Below are 26415 nucleotides of genomic sequence, written 5' to 3' on the forward strand. Positions count from 1 at the left end.
CAACCAAAAGTTCAACGCCTATGACTCCTGCTATCCAACTTGCCAAACAGCGCGGCCTTGATTATCAGCTGCACGAATATACTCACGACAGCAGTGCCGCATCTTATGGCTTAGAAGCTGCCGAAAAGCTGGGCGTGGAGGTAAAACAAGTATTCAAAACCTTGGTGGTGTCGACTGACCATGGCTCGCTAGCTGTGGCTATTTTGCCCGTTGATAGAACTTTAAATTTCAAAAAAATGGCCAAAGCGTTGTCTGCTAATAAAATGCTGATATGCAAAAAAGTACAGATGGCAGACCCTAAGCAAGTCGAACGTAGCACAGGTTACGTACTGGGCGGGGTCAGTCCATTGGGACAAAAGAAGCGCTTAGCGACTATTATAGACAGTTCAGCTGAGCAGCAGCCAACCATTTATGTGAGTGCGGGGCGTCGCGGCTTAGAGATTGAACTGTCACCGATACAATTGGCTGCCACCCTTGACGCACGTTTTGCCGCCATCACTGATGAATAAGGGTTAGGTTCGTGCTGACCAAGCACACTCATTTTTTATCCGTTTTCCATGCTTTTTAATGTACTTATTTTTTTAAGATATTTATATTTTTAAGGTGCTTATATTTTTAAGGTAATTATATTCTAAGGATAGTCTCATGCCACATTTAACCATTCAAGTCACGCCCAATGTCAGTATCCCTCATGCAGAATCCTTACTTAAATCTTTGAACAAAGCGCTTTGGGATAGTGGACATTTTGGCAAGCCGACGGATATCAAAGCACGCATCATACCTATTGAGACATTTTTGGTGGGTGTTGAAGACGACGAACAGGCATATGGCTTTGTTTATGCGCATCTAAAAATCATGACCGGTCGTGATGAGGTCATACGCCATCAGCTTGCTGAGCTATTAACGGCTACCATAGAAGAGGTGTTAGATACCGAGCAATCAGAGCGCGTAGGCATACAAATCTGTGTTGAGGTGGAAGAAATCAGCGCGATTTATCATAAGAAAATGCTAGGTGACTAGGGCGTATTGAATACTTACAAATACTCGCACAGTGACTCGCTAGCATACTTAGGTAAGACAATCACTTCAACGCTATAACCTGCGGTGCGACCTTGAGTGGCCATCAGATTACGAGCAATGCGCAATCGATACTTGCCAGTGGCAGGCAAGCAGCCTTGATAAATGATACCGCCTTTGGTGCCATCTTGTGTGCCATTCGGCATATGCAGTACGCCGACATTGGCAGTCTCTGGGGTGCCGGTAAGGGGCGCAATATTAATAATGGCATATTGCCTGCTGCTGGCATCAAAGCGATACCAGCGCTCGTTTTCATTAGGCTTAAGCTGTCCCGTCACTGTACTACTAAGCGCGCCTTTGGCAAAACGAATCGGGGTGTCACTATTTTTAGACAACGCACTGTGTGCGCTAACGCCTATTAATGTGGCACTAAGCAACAGCGTTTTTAGCACTTGCGCGGTTGTTAAAGTAGTTTTATTTTTAACCAAAAACATCGTACCTCCTAACTGACTTTGTTATTTATCTACTATAGTCAGTGAAAAGTAATATCGGCACCTCACGCACTGCTGATATCCATTTTTCTTGCTTGCTGTGCCTGCGCAGACAGAGGCGACAAAAAATTAATATCAGCAATACCATAGCCATTTTTAGCCCATTTAGATACAAGCGTTTGAAGTGAGGACACCCCCTAGTTAAACATAAAAAAGCGCCTAATAAATAGGCGCTTTTTTTATTAATAATCAAGTAACTCGTACAGTCTTAGTCATGATTTTAGTCTAAGAAAGCAAAGTTTTCGATTTTCATGGCAGTCATGCTTTCGCTTGGTGCCACCATACCCTCGGCGTGGCCTGAGGTACGTGGTAGAATCTTATCAAAATAGAACTCAGCCGTTTGGATTTTAGCTTTGTAGAATTCTGGTGACTCAGTGCCGCCATTTTTTAGCTTGTCATAAGCGACAGCCGCCATACGCGCCCAGTGGTAACCCATCATGACATAGCCTGAGTACATCAAGAAATCTTCTGATGCGGCTGAGATGATTTCACGGTCTTTACGTGCCATTAGCATCAAGCGTACGGTTAGGGTGTTCCACTCAGCACAAAGCTTGGTCAATGCCCAAACGAATTTACGCATGTCTTTATCAAGTGCGTACTCGCCACACCATTTCATGATGCTTGAGGTGTAATCACGGATGATTTTACCTTTAGACTGCAAGATAACCTTACGACCTAACAAATCAAGTGCCTGTACGCCAGTGGTACCTTCGTACATAGTGGCAATACGTGCATCACGAGCGATCAGCTCCATGCCCCATTCTTTGATATAGCCGTGACCGCCATATATCTGCTGACCATGCTTGGCCGCTTCGATACCTAGCTCGGTTAAAAAGCCTTTTAGGATAGGCGTATAGAAGCCTAATTTGTCATCCCACTTTTCAAACTCAGCATCATCACCGTTGGCAACGCCTTGCGACATTTTGTCGGCATAACGCGCTGAGTGATAAATCATTGAGCGACCGCCTTCAGCAAAGGCTTTTTGCGTCAATAGCATACGACGAACGTCAGCGTGATGAATGATAGCATCGGCTACTTTTTCAGGATCTTTGGTCCCTGACAACGTACGCATTGAACGACGATCTTTCGCATACGGTAGGGCGTTTTGGAAAGACAGCTCAGTGTGTGCCAAACCTTGGATACCAGTACCGATACGGGCGGTGTTCATAAAGGTGAACATGGCTTTTAGGCCTTTGTTCGGCTCACCGATGAGATAACCTAACGCGCCGTCGAAGTTCAGTACACAAGTCGCTGATGAGCTGATACCCATTTTGTGCTCGATAGAGCCACAAGTAACGCCATTGCGCTCGCCTGCTTCGCCATCGGCATTTGGCAAGAATTTTGGTACGATAAATAATGAGATACCACGGGTGCCTTCTGGCGCATCCGGTAGGCGTGCTAAGACGATATGGACGATGTTGTCAGTTAAGTCATGCTCACCACTTGAGATGAAAATCTTAGTGCCGCTAAGCTTGTAGCTACCGTCTTCTTGCGGAATCGCTTTTGACTTTACTTGTCCTAAATCGGTACCACACTGTGGCTCAGTCAAGCACATCGTACCTGCCCACGTGCCTTCAACCAATTTATGCAAGTAAGTTTCTTTTTGCTCATCAGTACCGTACTGCATGATGGTGTTAATACAACCTGTCGATAGGCCAGGATACATTGCCCACGGCCAGTTCGCCGTACCCATCATTTCAGACTTAATGAGGTTGATTGACATAGGCAAGTTCATACCGCCGTACTCTTCAGGGTACGAAATACCTTGCCAGCCGCCGTCTACAAACTGATCGTAAGCTTCTTTAAAGCCTTTAGGGGTAGTGACAACACCCTCTTCAAAATGACAGCCTTCTGCATCTGCTGGCTGGTACAAAGGGGCTAAGACATTTTCAGAGAAGTCAGCAAAGCTTTGCAAAATCATATCGACCGTTTCAGGATCAGCATTTGCGCCGTTGTCTAAATCTTTGTAATGCGTCTGAAAGTCGAAAACATCATTTATTAAAAACTTGATATCACGTAAAGGTGCTTTGTAAGTTAACATAGTTGGTCTCTTTGGTTGGTTCACTGTCATAGCACTAGGATTCAAACCTAAGTGTATTCAAGTGAATGTTTGCTTATTTTTTGTGGCAAATGAATGATCTTATGGAGGATCGATGGGACTTATGAATAAATTCTTGTCCGCTATAGGTATGGTCAAGCGTTACTTAATAAAAGTCAACTACTATGACGGTGATACGAGTATAAGACTTCTACAGCCACAAATATATAACGTATAACTAATATTCATAATTCGTAAAATTATACATTAAATTAAGTTATAAGTTAATAAAGTAATTTGTGAAGTAGTAGCACCCCGAATGATTTCTGTATAAACAGCCTGCAAAGTCATATAAAACAAGTAATGTCCCATGAATCGAAAAAATCTCGATGCAATGTCAGTAGAATAAGGAAAGCGATTTATGAGCGCATCAAAGCACAAGGCAGGTCTAGCATCTTGGTTAACAGCACTGTTTGCCTCTATTAAGGCTTTAATTGCAGGTGAGCTGGCGCATTTGTTAACGATTAACCGCAGTAAAAGACCTTGGCATATGCCGATTATTGCGGCCATTGCGATTAGCTTTCCAGTCTTTGTCGGTGCTTATTTTGATGCTTTATCCTCAGGTATCAAGGCCTCGTTGGGTGCGATGATTATCCTCAACTTACCATTGTCAGGCACGCTACCGTATCGTCTGGTGACGGTCATGGCGTGGGGCTTTGCCATGGTATTGAGCTTTGCGCTCGGACTTATCGCTCAGCAGATACCTGTGCTCAGACTGCCTATATTTGCGCTGCTTGCTTTTGCTATTATCATATTAGGTCGTTACTATCGGCAGCCGCCACCGGCAGGATTGTTTGTGATGATGGCGGGGGCGATTGCGTTATTTATTCCTGTGCCATTAGCGCAAGTACTGTCAGCAACAGGGCTGGTGATGTTGGGTAGTGGCATTTCGATGTTGTTGGCGCTGCTTTATAGTCTGTTTTTATTGGCCACGCGTCCTATAGTACCTGCGCCGATTTATATCTATGAGCCGGACATGATTAGCGACAGTCTCATTGTGGCTGGCTTTGTGAGCTTGGCGTTGGCAATCGCAATATTGCTAGAGATGCCCTATCCGTATTGGGCGGCTATAAGCTGCTTTATCATTATTCAGGGTATGCAGCTACGCACGATGTGGATCAAACAAGTGCATCGCTTACTCGGTACTTTGGTCGGAATGGCAGTCGCAGGTTGGATGCTGTCGTGGGGGCTATCGATATGGGGCGTTGCGATAGCCGTTCTGATGATGATGCTCTGTATCGAGTCGTTGGTCGATCGTCATTATGGCTTAGCAGTGATATTTATTACGCCATTAACGATATTTATCGCTGAATATGGCAGTGTGTCGCTGGTACAGCCCGTGGCCGAGGAAGTCATTCGTGTGCGCATGCTTGATACCACGATTGGCTGCGTCGTCGGTCTTAGCGGTGGTCTGGCGATTCATTCAAACCGTTTGCGCGTACCGTTACGCCAGATAGAAAACTGGATGCTGGCGCGTTTTGGTCAAACAACGAAACACTAAATCAACACCATAAATTCAAAGCATATGAGAGCGCTTTGTAATTCTGCTTTTCTTACAACAAGTCACTAAATGGTCGTGTAAGTCATTTGACGTTGAGGGCTTTAGTGGCTTGCACTACATCGATACTGTGACCCGTCCAACGCTCAAAACTTAAGGCGGCTTGACCGATAAGCATGCCGTAGCCGTCTGATATTTGCGCACCACGTGCCGCGAAATGCTCCAAGAACGGTAGCGTGCGACCGTACATCATGTCGTAAGCATAGTGACCGTGTAGGGTGTCGCTCAGTGGCAAAGTCTCACCTGATAGACCAATCGATGTGGCATTAATAATAATATCGAACTGTCCGCGCAGCTCGCTAGTGGTACAAGCGGTAATCTGCTGCTGACTAATAGAGGTACTGGCGGCGCTAAGCTCGCTGACTAAGTCACAGGCTTTGCTCACTGTGCGATTGGCAATTGTCAGGGTTCCGATACCTGCTTGAATCAGGGGTAGTATCACCCCGCGTGCCGCACCGCCCGCGCCAATGAGGGCAACGCGTGCACCCTCTAGCGGCCAACCCAAGCTACTGATATGATTGACCAATCCTTGCCCATCAGTATTGTCGCCGTATAGTGCCTCTGCTATTGGCGCGCCGCTTTTTAATAGCGCTTTATTGAGCAGAATCGTATTGACCGCACCAGCGACTTTGGCGTGCTCTGATAAGCCACCACGTGCCTGACAGCACGCATAAGCGACTTGTTTAAAAGGAACCGTCACGTTAGCACCCACACCGCCACCATGAAAAAACGCCTCAATAACCGCCATAAAACTGGCTGCCTCATCGGGACAATACTGGCGCTGATAGCTAATTTCAATCCCTGCCTGCGCGGCGAACTGGGTATGGATTGCAGGGGATTTGCTGTGGGCAATCGGATTGCCAATAACAATAAAGTGCTGGGTCATAAATAGTCCGCTGGCAGTAAGGGCATGGAGTGGTCAGATTGGTAAGCATTCAAACCCACTCATCATAAGGGATAACGTTATGTTTGACAAATGGAGCGGTTAAGGAATAAATACACGATTAAACACAGCGTTTTAAGACGTGAGGTCTTTAACAAATCTGTACTGTCTGGGAGCGGTATCCGTAACCTAAAGGGTAGTCAAGCGTTCAGCAGTTGGGTAAACTAGTGAGCATAAAAATCGATATCAATAGACGCCAGGAACTGCTAGGTTACAACCAAGCTTTTTAATAACAACATTCTTCATTATCAGTGGCACATCTGCCAGCTCGTTAATACTATTTTGAGACCAATCTAAAAGTGTGAGTAAATTGTCCATGTTGAATAATAACCTACAGACCTTGATGGTCAGTATGATAATGGCAGTTGGCGTGACGTTGAGTGGCTGTGATAGCACCAAAGAAGACGCCCAAAATCCAGAGGCCAGTGCGGCAAGCACTAGCGAACAGAGCGCTGCGGATACCTCTACGCAAACCACTCCGACCAAAACCGCCGACTTAGATGGTGCCACTGCTCAGCAAGGCATACCAGTAAAATATGAGGTTGCGTCGTGGAGCGCTGCCCCAGTAGACCCGCTTACGGTTGATGCGTTGGATGATATCAAGTCGACCTTTGGTAAAGTGGTCAGCACGGACGAAAACAGCCTAGACTACGCCAGTAATTCGGCCTCTAAGTATCGCTTTATGGATACCGATGCGCCTTATTTAGACCTTATCGACTCCGAAAAATATCTGGAGCTTGGTTGGTATTACGCCAATCCAACCGACTCAAAAAAAGAAAAAGAGCTGAGTCAAAACCATGCCAAAAAATCCTATATGCTAGCGCGTCAGCTGATGGGTGATGAGGGCGGAAAATTAATCGCTGATATGCTGGGCGGTCAAATTATTAAGAATAAAACCGTCGGTGGACAAAAAATAGAGCTGGCGAAATGTGAGTTTTACAGCTGTATGCTGGTGCTGAATAAAGCCGATGCGCAAACAGACAATAGCTAAACGGTGGCCGCCATTATGCCGCCGCCCAACAGCTGGCTACGTCTGCAACCTCTAAGCGCGGCGAGCGATGACGCAGCAGTAACAGCGCTAACCATGCCATTAGACAATCGCGGACTGGCATATGGTGATGGCTTTTTTACCACTATGGGCGTCATCGACGGGCGGATACTGTGGTCGGACTATCATCAGCAGCGTCTTGACTCTCATGCCAGTGCCTTGCATCTCGATATCGATAGCCGAACACTGTTAGCTACCTTGCATAGACAGGCCAAGCACTTGCAGCAAGGCATGCTTAAGCTTATCGTCACCCGCGCGGTGCAAGATGTCCGTGGTTATGGTTATACGCCAAGCACGTCCGGCAGTGCGTGTGAGATCTGGCTCAAGTCTTCCGCCATGCCTCTCGCCACTGCTGAGCAGATGTCTTTACCTGATGGGTGCTTAGTGCCTGTGCAACCAGTGGCTTCTGCCATTTGTTTGTCTTCTCAAATTGCTTGCTTACCGCCACCGCTGGCCGGACTCAAAAGCTTAAATCGCCTCGATACTGTGCTGGCAAGCGCCGAGCTGCAACGCATCAAAGCCCAAGAATTGACGTCCCATTCATTACAAACCAAGCATTTACCAGCCAATACAGAGCCAAATATTGGCGAAGGTCTGCTGCGTGATATGAGCGGGCAGTGGGTTGAAGGAACGATGAGTAATGTGTTCTATCAATTATCAGAATCGCCATTCGCAAAATCGTCCAATCCTTCACATCCTCAAAACAACGGCAACTATCTGAGCACTGGTCAATGGTACACGCCGTCGATGGCACAATCGGGCGTCGCTGGCGTGATGCGGCAAGCGCTCATCGATGGGCTATCCAGTACAGAGCAGCCAGCCATCATAAGACCATTACAAGATGAGGATTTGCCGCAGTTAAGCCAACTGTTCTTTTGCAATGCGTTACGCGGTATTATGCCGATGAGCAGTTTGAGGTTATTGTCGGGTGAAGTGGTGGGGTTATAAAGTGAGTGAGTTACTATCTTATTTATTCAATAAACGATAAAAATGCTGTCTAAAAAAATCTTTCCTGCCTTCGTTTTGAAGATCTTCATATCGAGCTTGGCTCAATTTCAGATATTCAGTTTCTTGCTCGATACCAATAAAGCGCCTTCCTAGTACACTGCTTGCAATACCTGTTGTGGAAGAACCTGCAAAAGGATCGAGAACTAACGCATCTTTTTGGGTGGAAGCTAAAATAATTTGCGCTAGTAATGCCATAGGCTTTTGTGTTGGATGTTTACCACAAGATTTCTCCCATTTGGCAATAGCTGGCAAACGCCAAACATCTTTCATTTGCTTGTCATTATTTAATCGTTTCATCAAATCATAGTCGAAGTAATGCGGTATTTTAGGGTATTTTCTTGCCCAAATGATAAACTCTGTCGAATGAGTAAAAAAGCGGCAAGAAAAATTGGGTGGTGGATTGGTTTTCTCCCACGTAATGACATTGAGTATTTTGAAGCCTAACTCAGGTAGTATACGACCTAGAGTGAAAATATTATGATGTGTGCCACTGACCCATAAAGTTGCATTATCTGCCATTTTTTCACGGACAGTAGATAACCATTGATAGGTAAAATTATAAGCATCATTGTCACTGATGAGCTTGTCCCACTGACCTTTATTGACTGACTGGACTTTACCGTTTTTCACTGTTAGACCATTATTGAATGTACTGGTTAAGAGCCAGCGCTCTACTATTATCTATACGCTTATCCATTAAGGTTCACAAGTACTGAGAGCTACTTTAGGTTTGAGCTAGCTACTCATTCTATTCTACGCCAAAGATAATAAATTCAGTATCAAGCATATCATCAGGTTCTAAAGTAATATTCTCGCTTCTATATTCTTCTCGCGCTTTTAGCAGAGCAGTTTCACCATCTTCTGCAACCACTTCTATAAGTGCACTCATCGTTTCGATTACTTCTATTTGATAAATATTCAAACCGTCTGTCCTTATCATAACTATTCTCAACAATTACAAGTTGTCATATTCAAAATCTATTTTTGTTATCTATACCAACTAGATTAGCAAAAGCGCTCAAAAGAAGTGATCGTCTTTTGTTACGCAGACTTGTGTCATAAAGCAAATCGATCAATGATCCTTTTTCAATAGAAATGATTAAAAGGACAATACTGCATGCATTCCATATATGAAAAAGTAAGGGTTCCAATACAAATCAGACGTTTAATGGTTTTTGATGAAATTTGTAGATTGGCCAAAGCTAAGCCTAATGAAATTGTGCATTTGTCGCCTTACACCCAACTGGCTTTTGGAGGTATGTTTGAGTATGCGCATACGCGAGAAGAAGTCATTGAGCAGGGTATCGACGTTATTGCTAATGATGAATTGGTGATGTGTGCATTGACGGTTAATCTAATTCCTTTTACCAAACCTGCACGCAACTCGGTACAGCTGTTATGGCAGTGGAATCGCTATGTGCGTAATCGATTGCATGCTTATATCGACTATCGTGGAGTGCATTTTTTCAAAATCAATGATGAAATTGATTGGGAGTATCCAGCGCATAAGTTTCATCAGCGTCTTGTGGCTACTGCGCGATTACCATTATGGGATGATAGAGATGAGCTGATTGCCGATGTATACCGTGACAAAAAAGGACAGCCAAAACCTAAGCACTACAACGAGAAGCGACTAGTATAACTTTCGATAGTGACCACGGCTCACAAATTCAATGATGCCTTTATCTCGTAATACTTGTAACTGTTGGCGGATTTTATCTTTTACGTGGTTGTTTTCAGGATGTTTGAGCCGCAGCTCATCAGCAAAAGCATAAACTTGATTGAGAGAAAAACTGTCATCGAGTCGGTCGATACATTGCCAGACATCGAGTGTCCAACCACGTGAAGCCATAGATTGCTTGCGTAGAAATAAAGTCTTTTGGAACTGTTGAGTGACATTTTCACGCGGTATAGCTTGTTGGTCTTTGACCAAAAATACTTTGCCCGATTCGGGTACTTGGCGTAAGTCAATATTGCAACCAACCCAACCTGCTCGTTTTGCCGTCACTGATAAGGGTTTACGCTTAACAATAATATCGGGTGTAAAGAAATGCTTGGGAATAATCAGAAAGTTATTGACGGTGTATTCTTTTGAGTAGGTTAAAAAGAAGAAGCTGGGATTGTTCTTACTATTGATACGCTCAATCATCGTCTTATAAGCACCATCATTGACAACATTGCTTAACTTGGCTTTTTTACTTTTTAGCTCATATTGCTCATTACAATTTTCGCAATAAAAATCAGCAACAGGTTTGTTATTAGCAAACTCAGCTAGCGACTGGGCGCTACAATTGGTGCAGTAACTATTTTCTTTTACCCATGCTTCACTGAGTACACGAACTTTTTGAGGTTCAGAGTGATAGTTTTTAGCAAGACTTTGGTTAAAATGTAGGTTCATAAGATATTTTCATTATTAATAGATAAGCTGAGAATACTGAAAAAAACGCCTAAGTATTAAGCCATATAAACTGCTATCAATAGCAAGATAATTCATAAGCTAAGCAAATACCATTGAAAAGCGCACGGTTCAGTGCTAAATTCTAGCAAACTTCTGCCTCGCGAGTTGCCATGAGCACGCCCACACCTGAAACGCCTCCTGAACGTCCTAATGATACCCCATCCAATAAGCAAGCGGGAACTGTTGACGAGCGTGTTGCTAGCACGCCATCAGATGCTAGACCAGTCGTCGACGAGGCGGCAGTAGAGGACGTACCGGCAACAGATGTCTCGCTCATCAGCGGCAAAAGTAAGCCACGTAAATATAAAGCAGACAATCAGTCGTTCTTTATGCAGCGCGGTTATCAAGTCTTGCTCGTGCTTGGGCTGATTGCCGCGTTTTTCTTAGTGATGGTCTATCAGACGTTGTTTGGACGGATTGAGCAGCCGCAGCAAATGGTGACGATTGAGTCAGGTCAGACCTATTACGGCTTATTGCCGCAGTGGCAACAGCAGATTCCACTTTTTTCTGCCAGCATTGCCAAGCTCTATATCAAGTCGCAAGTGGACGCGCCATTACATGCCGGTATTTATCAATTACCAGAGAACCCAACCATCGCTGAGGCGCTGCAAGTGCTCGCGCAAGGGGCTAAAGCAGCGATGGTAAAAGTGCAAATTATCGAAGGCAAAACGTCTAAAGATCTATATCAAACGCTACGTGATAATAACACTATCAAAAAAGAAGTGCTGACAGTGAATGGCGCTAATGCTAGCAATGCTAGTATCGCGCAGGCTTTAGATTTGGCAGGTATATTGCCAGACAGCGTGACCAATAGTAACGACCCTATCGTCAATCATAATCTTGAGGGTTGGTTTGCGCCTGATACTTATTATTACGGCGAGGGCACCAGCGACAAGCAGGTATTGACAGATTTGTACAAGCGTCAGCAGCAGGCATTGACCAAAGCATGGGAAAATCGTGCGCCTGACCTGCCTTATAAGAGTCCTTATGAAGCGCTGGTTATGGCCTCTATTATCGAAAAAGAAACCAGCGTGGCAGAAGAGCGTCCTTTAGTCTCTGCGGTGTTTAAAAACCGCTTGGATAAAGGCATGCGCATGCAGACCGATCCGACCATTATCTATGGTATGGGCAGCCGCTATGATGGCAATATTCGCCGTAAAGACATCGACGAAAAGACCTCGTATAACACCTATCAAATTGATGGTTTGCCGCCCACACCGATAGCCTTGCCTTCTGCGGCTTCTATCGAAGCAACCTTACATCCGGCGGATAGCGATGCGTTGTATTTTGTGGCGACAGGCAACGGTGGGCACAAATTCACCAATAGCTTGGCTGAGCACAATCAGGCGGTAAAAGAGTACCTGAGCGTGATGCGTGAAAAGCGCTCGCAAACGCCGCCGTCATAAGCCAGTATGTACCGAAGAGCCACGCCCATTCTCATCAATGACATAAGGTCATAGTATGTCAGCATCTATAGCAGCCAACTTAGCATACAGCAGCCCAGCTCAAGCCACGCCTGAGATTACAGATACCGCGCCCATGCAAGGGCGCTTTATTAGCTTTGAAGGTACCGAAGGCGTTGGCAAGACCACCGCTATCGAGCAGTTATGTGCGCGACTAGAGGCGCATGGTATCGACTATCTGCGTACCCGTGAGCCGGGTGGTAGCCCGTTTGCAGAGCAGTTGCGCGCTATTTTGCTAGACCCTGATACCAGAATTAATGATGATACTGAGCTGCTACTGATGTTTGCGGCGCGCTGTGACCATCTGCAACAAGTAATTTTGCCCGCATTACAGCGTGGTAAATGGGTGATATGCGATCGATTTACCGACTCTACCATTGCCTATCAGGGCTTTGGACGTGCGCATGGTGATGAGGCGGTACGAGCCAAAATTGACAGCCTTATCGGTCAGTTTGTTACCCAGTTGCCCGAGCTGACTCTATGGTTGGATTTGCCAGTATTGGAAGGCATGGCGCGGGCGGGTAAACGTAGCGCTGCCGATCGTTTTGAGCAGCAGGCGACGGCGTTTTTTACTCGGGTGCATAAAGGTTTCAGTGTCCTTGCTGGCGAGCAGCCTGAGCGTATCCAGCGTATCGACGCCTCAGGCAGTGCTGACGAAGTAAGTGTGCGAGTATGGCAAACGGTTGCGACACGATTTCATCTTAGCTAGAGCGCGTCTTCAATTTATTCGATAGTCATCTAAATGGGCTAAAAATGGCTAAATCTTGCCAAACATCGTCAAATAGCACCCTATAAAAAAGCCCTCATAATCATTATGAGGGCTTTTTATTTGCTCGTTAGCTTTTCAGACAATAGCGTTATGGTTTATCCGCAGCCTTTTTTGCCGCATCCTTTATCTTCGCATCACTATTGGTATTGTCATGATCTGAGTCAGGTAGGCGATTAGGGTCGAGCGCACCACTTTTCATCTTCGGCGCATTACCATTACCGTTTGTACCACTATTGCTAGTAGTCGGCTTAGCAGTCTTGGATGTTGCCGTTGAATTATCAGACATCACGCCTTTATTAGAGGGGCTGTTAAAAGACTCTTTAGCTTCTATGTCCTGATTTTCATTGGTTTCAGCCTTTGTGGTTTCCTTTACAGCATCACTCTTTGCTGCCGCCGCTTTGATACTGGCATTATTAGTGCTGTTAGAGGCACTCTTGTCACTGTCTTTATCAGTCGCGACGGCTAGCTCTTGTTCTGGCGTATCAGCGATCTCTTCCACCATCTCTTTTTCTTTACGCTTTTCAGGCGCTTTAGAGTTGGCTTCAAAGCTGGCATCTGCAGCAGCGCGTGCTTGCTCTTGCTTTGGCGTGACGTCTACTGGCTTTGGCTGTACCTCATCATCAACGACCAAAGAAATCAGCTTGCGATCGCGCGGTACTGATCCTTCGAATTTGTCCGTGATGACGTGCAGCTTGCCTTCTTTGTCTAGCGTATAGAGCGGCACGAATTGCTTATTGTCAGCTTTATACTGCTCAAAGCTATAGCTGTCCGTAATATTGGTGATTTTAATACGGGCTTTTCTGGACAGCATACTGGCAAGCTTGGTGTAGGTGACATCTTTGCCAAACAGCCACTGTGAATGGAAGTTACCTTGCTTATCGTCGCGCTCACTTTTAACTTTTTCGTCGCTGAACTTGAGGCGATAAAGCTTACGTTCACCGAACTCATGACGGTAATGAATCTCAGACAAGGTATTCATCTCTTTATCCATACTCATGGCAAATAAATGACCAATACCAATGAGGTCAAGATGATGGTCGGCGTGATCAGAGATGGGGTTGCCAAAATAGGTGCGCAGACCACTCATACGCGCGCGCGCGATGTTGGTATAGTTGTTATGAGCGACGATGACATCGAAGCCTTGCTCTTTTAATGAGGTGGCGACGAGCAGGGCAATTGGGTTGGAGCCGACGATCAGGATACCGTTGGTCTCAGGCTCACGGACACCAAGCAGGTTACCTACCATTTTTGCGCCCAAGCCCTGAATCATGACCGTACCAATAATGACCAAAAATACCAATGGCACTAGCAGTTCAACGCCTTGGATATCATATTCTTGCAAGCGAATCGCAAACAGAGATGAGATAGCGGCAGCGACGATACCGCGTGGTCCAATCCAGCTAATCATTAACTTTTCATTGGTCTTTAAGTTAGAGCCAATGGAAGAGGCCCATACTGATAATGGACGCGCGATGAACATCACGATAGCCAGTAATACTAGACCCGCAAAACCAACCTGCAGTAGACTTTCAAGCTCAACACGAGCCGCAAGAATGATAAATAATACTGAAACTAATAAAATGGTTAACGATTCATTAAACTCTAAAATCGTATCGCGCGGGAATTTTGGCCAGTTGGCGAGGGCAACGCCTAATACGGTGACGGTCAGTAGACCCGACTCATGCTCTAAATGGTTTGAGACTGAAAATAATACCAAAACAAAGGCAAGGGTAAAGACATTGCGCAAAAACTCAGGAATCATATGCCGACGCATGAGGAACGCCAGTACCCAAGCACCCGCCATACCTAGCGCGGTTGCAAGTACCACGATTTTGGCAAACAGTAAGATACTACTGGCTTCGCCGCCTGAGATAATATACTCGTAGACCAATACCACGGCGATAGCGCCGATGGGGTCGATGATAATGCCTTCCCATTTCAGGATATTGGAGATGGTCTTGTTGGGTCGCACACTACGCAGTAGCGGCATAATTACCGTTGGCCCCGTCACACAGACCAGTGCACCGAACAGCAACGCAATCAGTGGATCGACATCGAACAATAGATAAGTCGACAGCGCCACGATAGCAATGGTGATCAGTACCCCGACTGATACCAGCATCTGCACGACCGAGCCGTGTTGTTTGATTTCATCGAACTCTAGCGTTAGCGAGCCTTCGAATAAAATAATCGCCACCCCCAAAGAGATAAACGGGAACATCAGCTCGCCCAACACCAAGTCAGGGTCGAATACGCCGAGCACTGGGCCAACGATAATACCAATAAGTAATAAAAATAAAATGGATGGTTGCTTTAAATACCAAGCCAACCATTGGGCGGCAATGCCAATCCCAACCACGCCGGATAATAATAGGGCGGTATCCATAAATTAATCCTTTTATAATCTTGTGATGCTGTATAGCTATTAAAATAGGTCATCGTTAGCCGTCAAAAACCTTTTGTAACGGCAAATTAATAATAACCATAGCCATCATGAATCATGGATGATATATATACTATATAGTAACAAAGACAAAAGTGTCTCAAGCTAAATACACCAATGCTAGAAACACAAAAGATGGAAAATAAAGGCGATAAAAGCCAAATTGCTTGGCGTTCCGTAAATAACACCTTATTATAGCTGACTATTGTTTGCTAAATAATTTATTAGGTTTGTTATCATATCATGATTTTATTTTATATATGTCAAGGGTCTGTCTGCCGTGATAGCCACGCGCCATCGTTCTGCGCTGACACACGAGTAGGTAACGGCACTATTAATATCAATATCAATATCAATATCAAAGATTACAAAAAATGAGAAGACAGTATGACGTCATATTAAAACGGCTTATATTTGCCATCATGGTCAGGCGCTACTACATAAACTCGCAGACAAGTAGTAAACTGACCAGCAGTCAGGACTATTCCTATAAATTTAGACAAGCTTGCTATCGTTGAATTTAAATAACCTTGATATAAGGGAGCTGAATGCAGGCTATACCTTAGTATGGTTAACGAGGATGACGATGTAGCGGGTTTATATGGATTTGGCTATATCTATTATGGCGATAATAGCGATAATATTGTTGCTAACAATAATAATCACTCATATGGAGACAATATGCCTATCAATATGTTTCAAGCACAATCTACTATTCGTATGCAGCGTTGGTTACAACGCAGTACTTTGGCACTGGCTATCGGCACGGTAATGGCGACAGGTATTAATGTAGCCACTATGTCTCAGGTACAAGCAGCGGTCACCACTGCTGACTTCTCTGACTTAGTACAGCAAGTGACGCCAGCGGTGGCACGAGTCAATGTCACCAAAACGGTCAGTGAAGATGAGCTTGCCAAAGCACAAACCGCCGAGCTGTTACGTCAGTTCTTCGGAGATCGCTTACGTATTCCGGATCAAGCAGCGACGCCTGCGATTGAACACGCTTATGGCACCGCCTTTTTTGTCACCACCGATGGTTATATGTTGACCAATCACCATGTGGTTGCTGGTGCAGACAAAATCACCGTGACCCTTAATGACAGAACAGAGCTGGATGTGACCTTGGTGGGTAGCGATGAGCGCTCAGATGTGGCGGTGCTCAAAGTCACAGGCAACCAGTTCCCAGCCTTACCGATTGGTGATTCAGACAGTCTAAAGGTAGGTGAGCCGGTATTGGCGATAGGGTCGCCCTTTGGTTTTGATTATTCGGCATCCGCAGGTATCGTCAGTGCCAAGTCTCGCAGCTTTTCACGTGAGACCAGCGTGCCCTTTATCCAAACTGATGTGGCATTAAATCCGGGTAACTCAGGCGGGCCATTATTTAATCAGCGCGGCGAAGTCATCGGTATTAACTCACGTATCTTTAGTGGTACGGGCGGTTATATGGGCTTGTCGTTCTCAATTCCTATTGATGCGGCGATGGATATTTACGAGCAGCTCAAAACCAATGGCGAAGTCGCACGTGCCTATATGGGTATTTATCCTCAAGACATCGATCGTAATTTAGCGGAAGCGTATAATTTAGCGCGTCCACAGGGCGCACTACTTACCCGCGTCTCACCAGACTCGCCCGCCCAAAAATCAGGTCTACAAGCAGGCGACATCATTTTGCAATACAATAATGTGCAGATTATGCGTGCTGCAGATTTATTGAACCTGATCAATCGAGCGCGACCCAATGATCCGTTCAGCGCCCAGATTCAGCGTGATGGCAAGCAAATGCTCGTAAAAGGCAAGCTCACTTATGCGCCAAATGATGTCAGGGCACAAAGCGGCTCGCAGCAAGATGATGAGGTGCAATTAGGCTTACGTCTGCGCAATTTGACCCCAGATGAGCAAGCAGAGCTGGCGGTGGACAATAAAACAGGGATATTGGTCACGACCGTTGACCCGACAGGCTTAGCCGCGCGCTCGGGCATTTTGGCGGGAGATATTATTACTAATTTTCACCAAAAGCCTATTGCCAAGGTCACTGATTTTTCTAGTGCTATCTCCTCACTTCCCAAAAAGGGTGTGGTAACGATTGAAGTCATGCGCCAAGGCATCCCTGGTATTATTGGCCTGCGTATTGAATAGTTATCATATAGTCAATCGACTATGCTTAAATGACGTATCTCGATAAGCATTGATAATTATACTTGTCTATCATAGAGCTCGACCTCTATAATGGCTGATTTTTTTACCGATTGGTTTTGATGAGTTGCTGTTGCTCAATTTAACGGTGAGCAAGTCACATTGATTTGGACGTTAATTTGGACATTGGTTTGATTGACCAACATTGATTTGATTGCGCGCCCAACGGCACAAACGACTATTCATACCTTTATATATAGCTAGGTAATTATGACTGACCACGCTTTTTATACGCTTAGCATCACTATAGCAGCAGCCTTGCTAGCGTATATCATATTGTGGTCAGGATTACAGACATTCAATGCCAATCCCACAAAACGCTTTTGGCGTATTTGGTCAAAGTTGTTGCTATATTACGCTGCCTATACCATGCCTTTTTGGGCACTGTTATTGATTATTGGGCGAGTACAACAAGTGACACCCATGCTGGCACAATTGTCACCGAATGCCGTATTGATGGCTGTCATTGCCATGGGTCTGTATTTTTATACGGTGGTTGTGCAGCCCAATCGTTTGCGTTTGCAGCATCATGCTGTTGATTTGGGCTTAACAACTCCGCTTACGGTGGCGGTATTAGCCGATTTGCGCATTGGTTTATATAGTGGCAAGCCGCGTCATATCAGCAAGCTGGTCGCTACCATCAATGCCTTGTCAGCAGATGCGGTATTGATCACAGGTGATTGGCTCTATTATCCAAGCGCCGATTTGGTCGGGCAGTTGATGCTATTTAAAGGGGTAAATAAGCCCGTTTATACGGTCATGAGTACCTCGGATTTGCGTTATCAGTCGATCAATACTACCAAGCAAGGTCAGCCATTGTTAGAAGACACCTTGGCCAATGCTTTTGACGTACTGGATATCAATTATATCGGGCAGCAATGTACGTCGTTGCCGCTTAAATGTGCTCGAACTGGCAACGGTCGATTGATAGCAAATCAAGCAAGTTATATAAAAGGCCATCCAGATACCAGCACGCAAAAATATCTACAGGACAATCCAGTCGTGGCCATACTTTGCGGCTGGCAAGATATCCCGAAACAATTGAACGATGACGACACTTTGAATGTGCCTAATAAAGCTGTGCTGAGTGCTGAAATTGAGCAGGCAACTAAACCTGTCATTATTCTTGCGTCACGATTTGATAGTATTAGCGACTTACCAAAATCGTTGCAGCCCCGACCTTTATTGATTACCGGTGCGGCCAAAGCAATACAGAAAAACATATTAACGGCGCAAAAAAAGCAAGACATTCGCCGTATAGGCAAGCAGTCGTCATTGTTGGATAACAGTCGCATGGGTAAGCAGCGCGGCCTATACCAGCATGGTAGCGCGCAGATATTTGTCAGTAGTGGAGTGGGCACCCGAGGGTTACCTTTTCGCTGGTATCGTCCGACCATCGATGTGTTGACGATTCGTTAAAATAATTCAAAAGCATTTATCCCGCTTGCATAATTACGCTAAACTAACTGTTTATCAATGTTCAATAAGCCCTAAACAGTAAGCCTTAAATAATAAGGTCTATAAGCAGCCGCCCTTGTGTCTATGTTGCATAACATTAGCGCTAAACAGCGCTTGGAATAGCGCGCAAATAGATAGGGTATATCTGGACTGAGCATTAATTGACTGATAGCGGTTAAATCAAAATATGCTACACTAGTAGGCGTTTTTATTATGATTGATAGACAGCATCGGCAATGGACAAAAATAATGTCCATGCGGATAGATATACACATGATTCTATAATGAGAATGTCACTATCATCTGTATATAAACGCCCAGTATGAACATCATGCAATAGCTACCATTGATCTGGTTATTAATGTAAAAATAGACATTGGCGATTGCAAACGATGGATCATGTGACAGCTTGAATAAAGCTAGGATAATACAACAGTAAGGCACAGTTATGAGCACAGCATACGACGAGATTAAAACCCGACTACAAGGCTCTATGGTGGCCTTGGTAACGCCCATGCATCCTGACGGCACGGTCGATTATAAACGTCTGGCCGACCTCATAGACTGGCAGATCGAGCAGGGCACCCATTGCCTCGTTGCCGTGGGCACCACTGGCGAATCAGCGACTTTGTCGATGCAAGAGCATAGCGATGTGATTCGCTACTTTGTGCAGCACGTCAAAGGCCGTGTACCAGTGATAGCGGGTACAGGCGCGAATAATACGACTGAAGCCATCAAGCTCACCCAAGATGCGGCAGATGCTGGTGCAGACTGTGCATTATTGGTCGCTCCTTACTACAATAAGCCGCCACAAGAAGGCTTGTATCAGCATTATAAAGCGATTGCCCAAGCCGTAAAGATCCCGCAGATGCTCTATAACGTACCAGGGCGTACTGTAGTTGATATCGCGCAGAATACGGTTGAGCGTTTGGCTGATATCGATAATATCGTGGCGATTAAAGACGCGACCGGTTCAGTTGCTCGTGGTGAGCAGTTGATTAAAGCGGTTGGCGACCGTATCGTTGTGCTATCTGGCGATGATGGTACGGCGCTTGATTTGATGCAGATGGGTGCCAAAGGTAATATTTCGGTAACGGCTAACGTCGCGCCAAAAGCGATGAGCGAAACGTTTTCGGCAGCGCTACGCGGCGACCTTGATACCGCCAATAAAGCGCATGATGTGATTAAACACTTACATCGTGATTTGTTTATTGAATCTAGTCCCATTCCAGCAAAATATGCGTTACATAAGATGGGTATGATAGATACTGGTATTCGTCTGCCGTTGGTATGGTTGGCAGAACAACATCATGCCACCATTGATGAAGCGTTGGTTCGTGCGAATTTACGATAAGTATTGACGATTGAATGGTTAAACACTAAGCCCTACATTATTATTAATGATTTAGGGCTTAGTGAGGCGCTTAACGGTAACGATAAGTCAGTCGCCCAAATAAGCAAAAATTGCTAACTCAGAGAGATAATATGATGAAAGTATCATCAAGCCCTACCAAAACATTTCCTGCTATGATGGTTTTGATATTGGGTAGCACCTTAGTATTAAGTGGCTGTCAAATGACCAAAGGTTTTCTTGGTAAGCGCGATAATGGCAGCTTAGAATATCAAGAAAGCAAAAAGCTTGCGCCTCTAGAGCTACCGGTTGCTCAGGAGCCAGCACCTTTTGTACCGTTATACGCCACCCCAAATGCAGGTGCCAATACACTCACCTTACAGAACGAAGCGGGTAAGCAGTATCAATTACCTAAGCCGCAACGCGCTGTTGCCGTGAGCGAGTCATCAAACTAAAAACTGTGTTTCCCTATTTATACCGCTGACTTTTTACTATGGTTATTCATGATCTAATAGATTAATGAATGACGTCGTACAGAGTCCAGCGGTCGCTGCGCGTTTTTACCACATAAGCTTGAACGAACAGGAACTCCATAATGCAAAAGCAACAACTGCTATATAAAGGCAAAGCCAAATCTGTCTATGAAACAGAAGACAACGATCTTTTGATTTTACACTTCCGTGATGACACCTCGGCGCTCGATGGTAAGCGTATCGAACAGTTAGCACGTAAGGGCGTAGTTAATAACCGCTTTAATGCTTTTATTATGCAAAAATTGGCTGACGCTGGTATTGAAACGCATTTTGAAAAGCAGCTATCTGAAGACGAAGTATTGGTCAAGCGCCTAGATATGATTCCCGTTGAGTGCGTCGTACGTAACTTTGCAGCGGGCAGTTTGGTGCGCCGTTTAGGCCTAGAAGAAGGGCAAGCATTGACGCCGCCTACTTATGAGCTGTTTTATAAAGATGATGCGCTTGGCGATCCGATGGTTAATGAGTCACTATCGATTTCTCTTGGGTGGGCAACTCAAGCACAGCTTGCGAGCATGGAAGCGCTGACGCATCAAGTCAATGAGGTGCTAACAGCACTGTTTGCAGTTGGCGATTTAATACTGGTCGATTTCAAATTAGAGTTTGGTGTATTCCACGACCGTATCGTTTTGGGTGATGAGTTCTCACCAGATGGCTGCCGTATTTGGGACAAAAACACCAAGAAGAAATTGGATAAAGACCGTTTCCGTCAATCATTAGGCGATGTTATCGAAGCTTACGAAGAAGTGGCCAACCGTATTGGTGTGCCACTTAGCTAAGTCGTAAATGTCTAGCGCAACACAAAAAAACTGAGCCATGTGCTCAGTTTTTTATGGCATCATATTAATGATGGTTCCCTAGTGAGGACTTAAACCTTCGGCTGTAGGCTAATGGTATCAACGTTTCAAATCGCTGAAATAGTCACAGTGTACCTCATGGTGTGTACTTACCATACATATTCTATCGTGATTGATGCGCTATATAGGTATCGAACTGTTTGGCTTTGCTTACTCAAAATTTTTCACTAATCTTATTTATAGCGTTTTTTCTGATGAACGATTCATCATCATTGGTTAACTTCAATAGCAAGTCTTTTGGTATGTTTTTATTATAGACGAGTCTATTTCTGACAGAGGCGTCTTTATCATCTGCCAATACCTCAAATATTTCTCTAGTTATTTTGTTTTTCATAGCAATATTCCCTCTAACGGTAGGACTGTCATCGTACGTCAACGTTTCAAGAACTTCTATTGGAACTGTTTTATTTAGAGCTACCCACTCGCGCATAGTTGGGTAGTGACGTATTATTTCAAACCACGTTTCCAATGCTGCACACTCGTTAATCGCTCTTCCATAATCTTGGGTGTGGTCACTTGTTCTGAGTAAGAGAAACTCTTCAGCTGATGTAATCATTAAAACTTACCTTCTGTAGCTCTTTCCAAATTATAAATTTATCACAAATCCTTCGTTACTGTGTTTAGTTAAGAACTCATAAAAACTGTTAAAGGTATACCCCAACGGAACCAGTTATTTTGCCCCTCAAACCTATTAACAAACCACTTAAAATAGACTAGATTTGTGGAACTACTCAAAACAGACTGCGATTTTTATCTGTTTATCAATAATACTTAATGACGAAATCCTCTTTATCCATAAGTATTGATACTTACCACGCACTATTAATATTAGCCTTCCGACCACAGATTTATAGTCTAACTCGTATAAAAAATCAAACATAGCGCCAACATTGTCTTCAATATCTTATCTTACTTTTATGCTAATTTATTAATACTTGTTTATTAATATTTGGTCATGTCAATTAGATGATAAAAATAAGAAAAGGTTTTGCTAATGTCTACTGCTTCATCAACTGTTTTAGACCCTAGTTGGTTTACTCGACCAACCTGTGTGGTCGCCGCTGATTTGATTGGCAAAGTACTGTGTAGAAAGTTAACGGATACCGATGGCACAGTGAAAATCTTGCGCATGCGTATCTCAGAAACCGAAGCCTATATCGGTAAGGACGACCCTGCTTGTCATTCGCATGCGGGTAGCCGAACGGCTCGTACTGAAATTATGTATGCGCAAGGCGGCATGTTTTATGTCTATCTGACTTACGGTGTGCATCATATGCTCAATCTGGTCAGCGGTGGAGAAGAGTCTCCTGAGTCGGTATTAATACGGGCTGGATTTTTGACCGACGATAGTGATCGTTTGATGGAAGAACAGCTTCTGAGCACGAATAAGCAACTTACTCATCCAACCCAGATGGCAGGTCCTGGCAAATTAACGAAGCGCTTACAAATTGATCGCGCGTTAAATGGCAAATCTATCAGTGTGGAGTCAGCAGTTTGGCTCGAAGATGATGGCTGTCAGCCACCGGTATCGCTGCGTCCTCGTATCGGCATTGACTACGCTGGCGATGCCAAAAACTGGCTATTGCGCTATATCTGGAGCGACCATCCTTCACTGTCAAAAAAATAAAACGATGGCTACTCTCTGATGGTAATAGAGCTGCTCTTTCATACTAATAGATAAAACAAAGGGTAACACTATGTACAAATTGACAGTTTTTGTTCCCGAAGCAGCATTAGAGCCAGTTAAGTCTGCTTTGTTTGCAGCAGGCGCTGGTACGATTGGCAATTACGAGTGCTGCTGCTGGCAAGTACAAGGGGTGGGGCAGTTTATGCCGCTGGCAGGCAGTGATCCGCATATTGGCGCGCAAGATAAGCTCGAAAAAGTTGATGAGTGGCGAGTTGAGATGGTGGTTGCTACTGCTAATATTGCTCAAGTCATTGAAGCACTAAAGCAGGCGCACCCTTATGAGACGCCTGCCTATGATGTCATCGAAGTGCTAGACTTTTGAGCTTTAAAGGTAGGTTATTAGCAGTGGTTTAGGCTTATTTTATCTTAATTACTTGATAGCCTGGATAGCCAAGTTCTATTTTATAATCTTTACTACCACGTGTGGCCTTTACCTTTATTTTGCTATCGCCTCTTTTATATTTGACGTCTTTGACACGGTAGCCCATATTACTGACTTTATTGGCGGCTCGTTGTTCGATAGCTGGTTGATAAAGCTCTTTATCAACGTTTTTGATAGCTTTTTTATGCTTCTTATAGACTTTACTGTCTTTATAAACGTCCTCGTAAAGGTCGCCGTACGCATTGTAGCCGGGGGCAGTGACGCAACCTGTCGTTATCATTAACGCTGTGACCATAGCGGTGGCAATGGTTGGCTTTAGTAGGGTTGTGATATTCATAATATCCTCTTATCAAGTTCAAGTTTTTTGACAGTGTTATAAAAAATGGCCAAACAAACCAAGGGCTGGCTTATTTGACCGTAGGCATCAATCGGTTGACGATGCCACAATGTTACTTTTAGACGCACTAAAGCAGACTTGGCATTACTTTTCCATAAACTGCGATACATTGTCTGAAATCTATCAATTGAACCTATGCAAATTTAACTGGATTACTGTTTTCACTGACATTGGCTTTATCAGTATCACCAGTTGTTTTTATATTTGTCTTTGTTTTTATACTTATTGTTCTTTTTGTATTTACCTTTATTTTTATACTTACCTTTTTTATCATAGTCGTGCTTATCGTAATCACGGTCGTTATCATACCTGTCATCGTCGCGTTTTTTCGACCAGTCTTGCCTGTTTGAGCTGATAAGCCTTAAATCAGGGTAGGTATACTTGAGCTCGTAGGCTTGATTGTTCTTTTTGGCATAGGCTGTGAGCAATCGATTACCGCGATAACGGTCAGATCTGATGTCCGTGACCTGATACCCTTTACGACGTAAATCGTTGCGCAGCTGTTGGCTAACGCGGTTATAGTTAGCATTGCTGTAACCCTTATCACCGCGATAGACGGACTGATTGTCATAGCCTGGACCAACGACGGTACAACCGACCATCGTGCCTAGTAAGGTAAGTGAAAGGCCAGCTGATATCGCTGTCTTCAATGAGAATAGCTGCAAAATTTTCATGATAAAATCCCCTACGATATTTTTTGGATTGATAATTACCGGATCACTTGTCACATCTAACAGCGTCATGTGGTTGATGTCTATGTCACTTGGTAGCCTTTATAAATGCAGAAGTAATAATTGCATGACTAACTGACTTTCTTATTTATCTGATGGCTAGAAATATTTTCTTACATTATCTATGATAAGACACAAAACTTGATGTTAAGTGTCATTTGCGTTAATAAGTTGTAATTGCCCGTTTAATGATATATCGCTTAATTGATCACTTAGCTAACAAAGCAGCATATCTCTGAATGGTAGCGATGAAAAGGAACCATAAATGCTATTCAAGCTTATTTTGTTTTCAGCTTTTGCAGGTATAACCGTGTTTATAGGCGGTTTATTGGCCAATGTTTTTGACCACCATGTCACAGACAGCCCAGTCAAATATGAATTTATTCATACCTCGATGTCGTTCGGTGCGGGTATTATTTTATCGGCATTGGCATTCGTTTTATTGCCAAAGGGTATGGAGGTATTGAGTGTTTGGGGTGTCACAGGCTCATTTTTATCAGGAGCCATCCTGTTTATGCTGCTAGATCGTAAGTTGGCTGAATCGAATAGTCAGCAGGCAACCTTACTCGCTATGATGATGGACTTTGTACCGGAGTCCATCGCGCTAGGAGCGGTATTCGCGATTGAACCGCAGCTGTCGCTATTATTAGCATTGTTTATTGGTCTGCAAAACCTTCCAGAGTCATTCAATGCCTTTCGTGATATGGTGCAGAGCGGTTTTAGTGTTAAAAGGACGTTGACCATCTTTTTTGGACTCAGTTTTTTTGGCGTTATATCTGCGCTGATCGGGCATTTTTTATTGAGCGAGCATCCTAATCTTACCGCCCATCTTATGATTTTTGCGAGTGGGGGTATTTTATATCTACTTATCCAAGATATCATTCCTGCCAGTAAGCTGGATAAGAGTTATCTGACCTCGCTTGGGGCAACGCTCGGCTTTTTGGTCGGTATTTTTGGGGAAATGCTGATTTGAAAATAGCAATAAAATCGTTATCAGGTTCTCGTGTAAGCATATGCTTACACACAATGACGTTTACGCGACTTAACATCGGAGTGAGAATTAGGCATTATACATACACGGCATAAGGGAATGTAACTCAAGGATTGAGTTGACCGCATTAAGGATAATGATTCGTTTACTAGCGTCAGGATGATAATAGTGAACGAAGAAAGGATACATAACCTTTGCTAGTAGCATTATTAATGCTAATAACGGTAGTAAACAGGGCAGGATGCCCGATATCGCAACACACTGAACGTTATGCAAGGATGCATAGATTACAGTCGTGATAGGTAACATGGATGGTTAACAATAAAACCGCATAACAATCAATTGCTATGCGGTTTTATCGTGTCTAGAGCTTAAGAGTTTTTTATTCAACCTTTTTTAGATACGTTATTGAGTAGTGTATAAAGCGTTAAATGGCTGCTAACAAAAAAACCGCATAAGATTTATGCGGTTTTTTGACTTAT

The 26415-nt window shown here is 44.3% G+C and carries 26 protein-coding genes; 16 read left to right on the top strand and 10 right to left on the bottom strand.

The genetic code is table 11. The features are described from left to right. Window positions 1–20 precede the first annotated feature (20 nt). Both ybaK and ACSUPM_RS00980 read left to right on the top strand, forming a co-directional pair. On the top strand, window positions 21–509 hold the full coding sequence (gene ybaK / locus ACSUPM_RS00975; RefSeq protein WP_436880097.1) for a Cys-tRNA(Pro) deacylase: 489 nt from the start codon (window positions 21–23) through the stop codon (window positions 507–509). Window positions 510–645: 136 nt separating this feature from the next. Then, entirely contained in the window at window positions 646–1020 is a 375-nt protein-coding gene (locus tag ACSUPM_RS00980) for a 5-carboxymethyl-2-hydroxymuconate Delta-isomerase (RefSeq protein ID WP_025651101.1), read from the top strand. Between the two features lie 14 nt (window positions 1021–1034). On the opposite strand, the gene ACSUPM_RS00985 is transcribed toward ACSUPM_RS00980, so the two are convergent. Both ACSUPM_RS00985 and ACSUPM_RS00990 read right to left on the bottom strand, forming a co-directional pair. Further along, window positions 1035–1511 carry a hypothetical protein gene (locus ACSUPM_RS00985; RefSeq protein WP_436880098.1) on the bottom strand — a complete coding sequence of 159 codons (477 nt, stop codon included), beginning with the start codon at window positions 1509–1511 and terminating at the stop codon, window positions 1035–1037. Between the two features lie 277 nt (window positions 1512–1788). Beyond that, the gene (locus ACSUPM_RS00990; RefSeq protein WP_025651099.1) at window positions 1789–3609 is read right to left on the bottom strand and encodes an acyl-CoA dehydrogenase C-terminal domain-containing protein; all 1821 of its coding nucleotides are present in this window, start codon (window positions 3607–3609) and stop codon (window positions 1789–1791) included. 418 nt (window positions 3610–4027) lie between these two features. On the opposite strand from ACSUPM_RS00990, the gene ACSUPM_RS00995 reads away from it, so the two are divergent. Then, on the top strand, window positions 4028–5167 hold the full coding sequence (locus ACSUPM_RS00995; RefSeq protein WP_201566279.1) for an FUSC family protein: 1140 nt from the start codon (window positions 4028–4030) through the stop codon (window positions 5165–5167). A gap of 82 nt (window positions 5168–5249) precedes the next feature. On the opposite strand, the gene aroE is transcribed toward ACSUPM_RS00995, so the two are convergent. Further along, a complete protein-coding gene (gene aroE / locus ACSUPM_RS01000; protein WP_101212186.1) occupies window positions 5250–6110 on the bottom strand; it encodes a shikimate dehydrogenase in 861 nt (286 codons plus the stop codon). 373 nt (window positions 6111–6483) lie between these two features. Between aroE and ACSUPM_RS01005 the strand changes: the two genes are divergently transcribed. Further along, entirely contained in the window at window positions 6484–7158 is a 675-nt protein-coding gene (locus tag ACSUPM_RS01005; RefSeq protein ID WP_101212174.1) for a hypothetical protein, read from the top strand. Window positions 7159–7173: 15 nt separating this feature from the next. Then, window positions 7174–8163: an aminotransferase class IV gene (locus ACSUPM_RS01010; RefSeq protein WP_436880099.1), complete on the top strand. Its 990-nt coding sequence runs from the start codon at window positions 7174–7176 to the stop codon at window positions 8161–8163. Window positions 8164–8181: 18 nt separating this feature from the next. Here ACSUPM_RS01010 and ACSUPM_RS01015 read toward each other — a convergent pair whose 3' ends face one another. Both ACSUPM_RS01015 and ACSUPM_RS01020 read right to left on the bottom strand, forming a co-directional pair. Then, window positions 8182–8853, bottom strand: coding sequence for a DNA-methyltransferase (locus ACSUPM_RS01015; RefSeq protein WP_265088506.1), 672 nt, complete (start codon window positions 8851–8853; stop codon window positions 8182–8184). Window positions 8854–8971: 118 nt separating this feature from the next. After that, window positions 8972–9145 carry a DpnD/PcfM family protein gene (locus tag ACSUPM_RS01020; protein WP_227502332.1) on the bottom strand — a complete coding sequence of 58 codons (174 nt, stop codon included), beginning with the start codon at window positions 9143–9145 and terminating at the stop codon, window positions 8972–8974. Between the two features lie 195 nt (window positions 9146–9340). Between ACSUPM_RS01020 and ACSUPM_RS01025 the strand changes: the two genes are divergently transcribed. Then, window positions 9341–9865: a hypothetical protein gene (locus ACSUPM_RS01025; protein ID WP_025651091.1), complete on the top strand. Its 525-nt coding sequence runs from the start codon at window positions 9341–9343 to the stop codon at window positions 9863–9865. Here the strand turns inward: ACSUPM_RS01025 and ACSUPM_RS01030 are convergent. Continuing rightward, window positions 9857–10621, bottom strand: a complete 765-nt coding sequence (locus ACSUPM_RS01030; RefSeq protein ID WP_350588090.1) for a DpnI domain-containing protein — start codon at window positions 10619–10621, stop codon at window positions 9857–9859. The two genes, ACSUPM_RS01025 and ACSUPM_RS01030, sit on opposite strands and share 9 nt — an antisense overlap. A 170-nt stretch (window positions 10622–10791) precedes the next feature. On the opposite strand from ACSUPM_RS01030, the gene mltG reads away from it, so the two are divergent. After that, window positions 10792–12087, top strand: a complete 1296-nt coding sequence (gene mltG, locus ACSUPM_RS01035) for an endolytic transglycosylase MltG (protein ID WP_025651089.1) — start codon at window positions 10792–10794, stop codon at window positions 12085–12087. Between the two features lie 133 nt (window positions 12088–12220). Beyond that, window positions 12221–12853 carry a dTMP kinase gene (tmk, locus tag ACSUPM_RS01040; RefSeq protein WP_201566288.1) on the top strand — a complete coding sequence of 211 codons (633 nt, stop codon included), beginning with the start codon at window positions 12221–12223 and terminating at the stop codon, window positions 12851–12853. A gap of 148 nt (window positions 12854–13001) precedes the next feature. Here the strand turns inward: tmk and ACSUPM_RS01045 are convergent, their stop codons facing one another. Further along, window positions 13002–15299 carry a cation:proton antiporter gene (locus tag ACSUPM_RS01045; RefSeq protein ID WP_025651087.1) on the bottom strand — a complete coding sequence of 766 codons (2298 nt, stop codon included), beginning with the start codon at window positions 15297–15299 and terminating at the stop codon, window positions 13002–13004. A gap of 828 nt (window positions 15300–16127) precedes the next feature. Between ACSUPM_RS01045 and ACSUPM_RS01050 the strand changes: the two genes are divergently transcribed. From ACSUPM_RS01050 to purC, 5 genes are all read left to right on the top strand, one after another. Continuing rightward, window positions 16128–17492, top strand: a complete 1365-nt coding sequence (locus ACSUPM_RS01050; RefSeq protein WP_374189992.1) for a Do family serine endopeptidase — start codon at window positions 16128–16130, stop codon at window positions 17490–17492. A gap of 267 nt (window positions 17493–17759) precedes the next feature. Beyond that, window positions 17760–18968: a hypothetical protein gene (locus ACSUPM_RS01055; RefSeq protein WP_025651085.1), complete on the top strand. Its 1209-nt coding sequence runs from the start codon at window positions 17760–17762 to the stop codon at window positions 18966–18968. Window positions 18969–19455: 487 nt separating this feature from the next. After that, window positions 19456–20361 carry a 4-hydroxy-tetrahydrodipicolinate synthase gene (dapA, locus tag ACSUPM_RS01060; protein WP_025651084.1) on the top strand — a complete coding sequence of 302 codons (906 nt, stop codon included), beginning with the start codon at window positions 19456–19458 and terminating at the stop codon, window positions 20359–20361. 131 nt (window positions 20362–20492) lie between these two features. Next, the gene (locus ACSUPM_RS01065) at window positions 20493–20813 is read left to right on the top strand and encodes a hypothetical protein (RefSeq protein WP_227502331.1); all 321 of its coding nucleotides are present in this window, start codon (window positions 20493–20495) and stop codon (window positions 20811–20813) included. Window positions 20814–20953: 140 nt separating this feature from the next. Beyond that, on the top strand, window positions 20954–21667 hold the full coding sequence (purC, locus tag ACSUPM_RS01070; RefSeq protein WP_025651082.1) for a phosphoribosylaminoimidazolesuccinocarboxamide synthase: 714 nt from the start codon (window positions 20954–20956) through the stop codon (window positions 21665–21667). A gap of 232 nt (window positions 21668–21899) precedes the next feature. Here the strand turns inward: purC and ACSUPM_RS01075 are convergent, their stop codons facing one another. After that, window positions 21900–22301 carry a hypothetical protein gene (locus ACSUPM_RS01075; protein WP_025651081.1) on the bottom strand — a complete coding sequence of 134 codons (402 nt, stop codon included), beginning with the start codon at window positions 22299–22301 and terminating at the stop codon, window positions 21900–21902. Between the two features lie 438 nt (window positions 22302–22739). On the opposite strand from ACSUPM_RS01075, the gene ACSUPM_RS01080 reads away from it, so the two are divergent. Next, the gene (locus tag ACSUPM_RS01080) at window positions 22740–23372 is read left to right on the top strand and encodes a DNA-3-methyladenine glycosylase (protein ID WP_201577913.1); all 633 of its coding nucleotides are present in this window, start codon (window positions 22740–22742) and stop codon (window positions 23370–23372) included. A gap of 70 nt (window positions 23373–23442) precedes the next feature. Next, a complete protein-coding gene (locus ACSUPM_RS01085) occupies window positions 23443–23754 on the top strand; it encodes an NGG1p interacting factor NIF3 (protein ID WP_173239562.1) in 312 nt (103 codons plus the stop codon). Window positions 23755–23788: 34 nt separating this feature from the next. On the opposite strand, the gene ACSUPM_RS01090 is transcribed toward ACSUPM_RS01085, so the two are convergent. After that, on the bottom strand, window positions 23789–24151 hold the full coding sequence (locus ACSUPM_RS01090; protein ID WP_201577915.1) for a hypothetical protein: 363 nt from the start codon (window positions 24149–24151) through the stop codon (window positions 23789–23791). 245 nt (window positions 24152–24396) lie between these two features. Beyond that, window positions 24397–24885, bottom strand: coding sequence for a hypothetical protein (locus tag ACSUPM_RS01095; RefSeq protein ID WP_436880100.1), 489 nt, complete (start codon window positions 24883–24885; stop codon window positions 24397–24399). Between the two features lie 322 nt (window positions 24886–25207). Here ACSUPM_RS01095 and ACSUPM_RS01100 point away from each other — a divergent pair, with 322 nt between their 5' ends. After that, window positions 25208–25915 (top strand): ZIP family metal transporter, encoded by a 708-nt coding sequence (locus ACSUPM_RS01100; protein ID WP_025651847.1) that lies wholly within the window; start codon window positions 25208–25210, stop codon window positions 25913–25915. Window positions 25916–26415: the final 500 nt, after the last annotated feature.

The organism is Psychrobacter okhotskensis (assembly GCF_965638355.1).
Classification (GTDB): Bacteria; Pseudomonadota; Gammaproteobacteria; order Pseudomonadales; family Moraxellaceae; genus Psychrobacter; species Psychrobacter okhotskensis.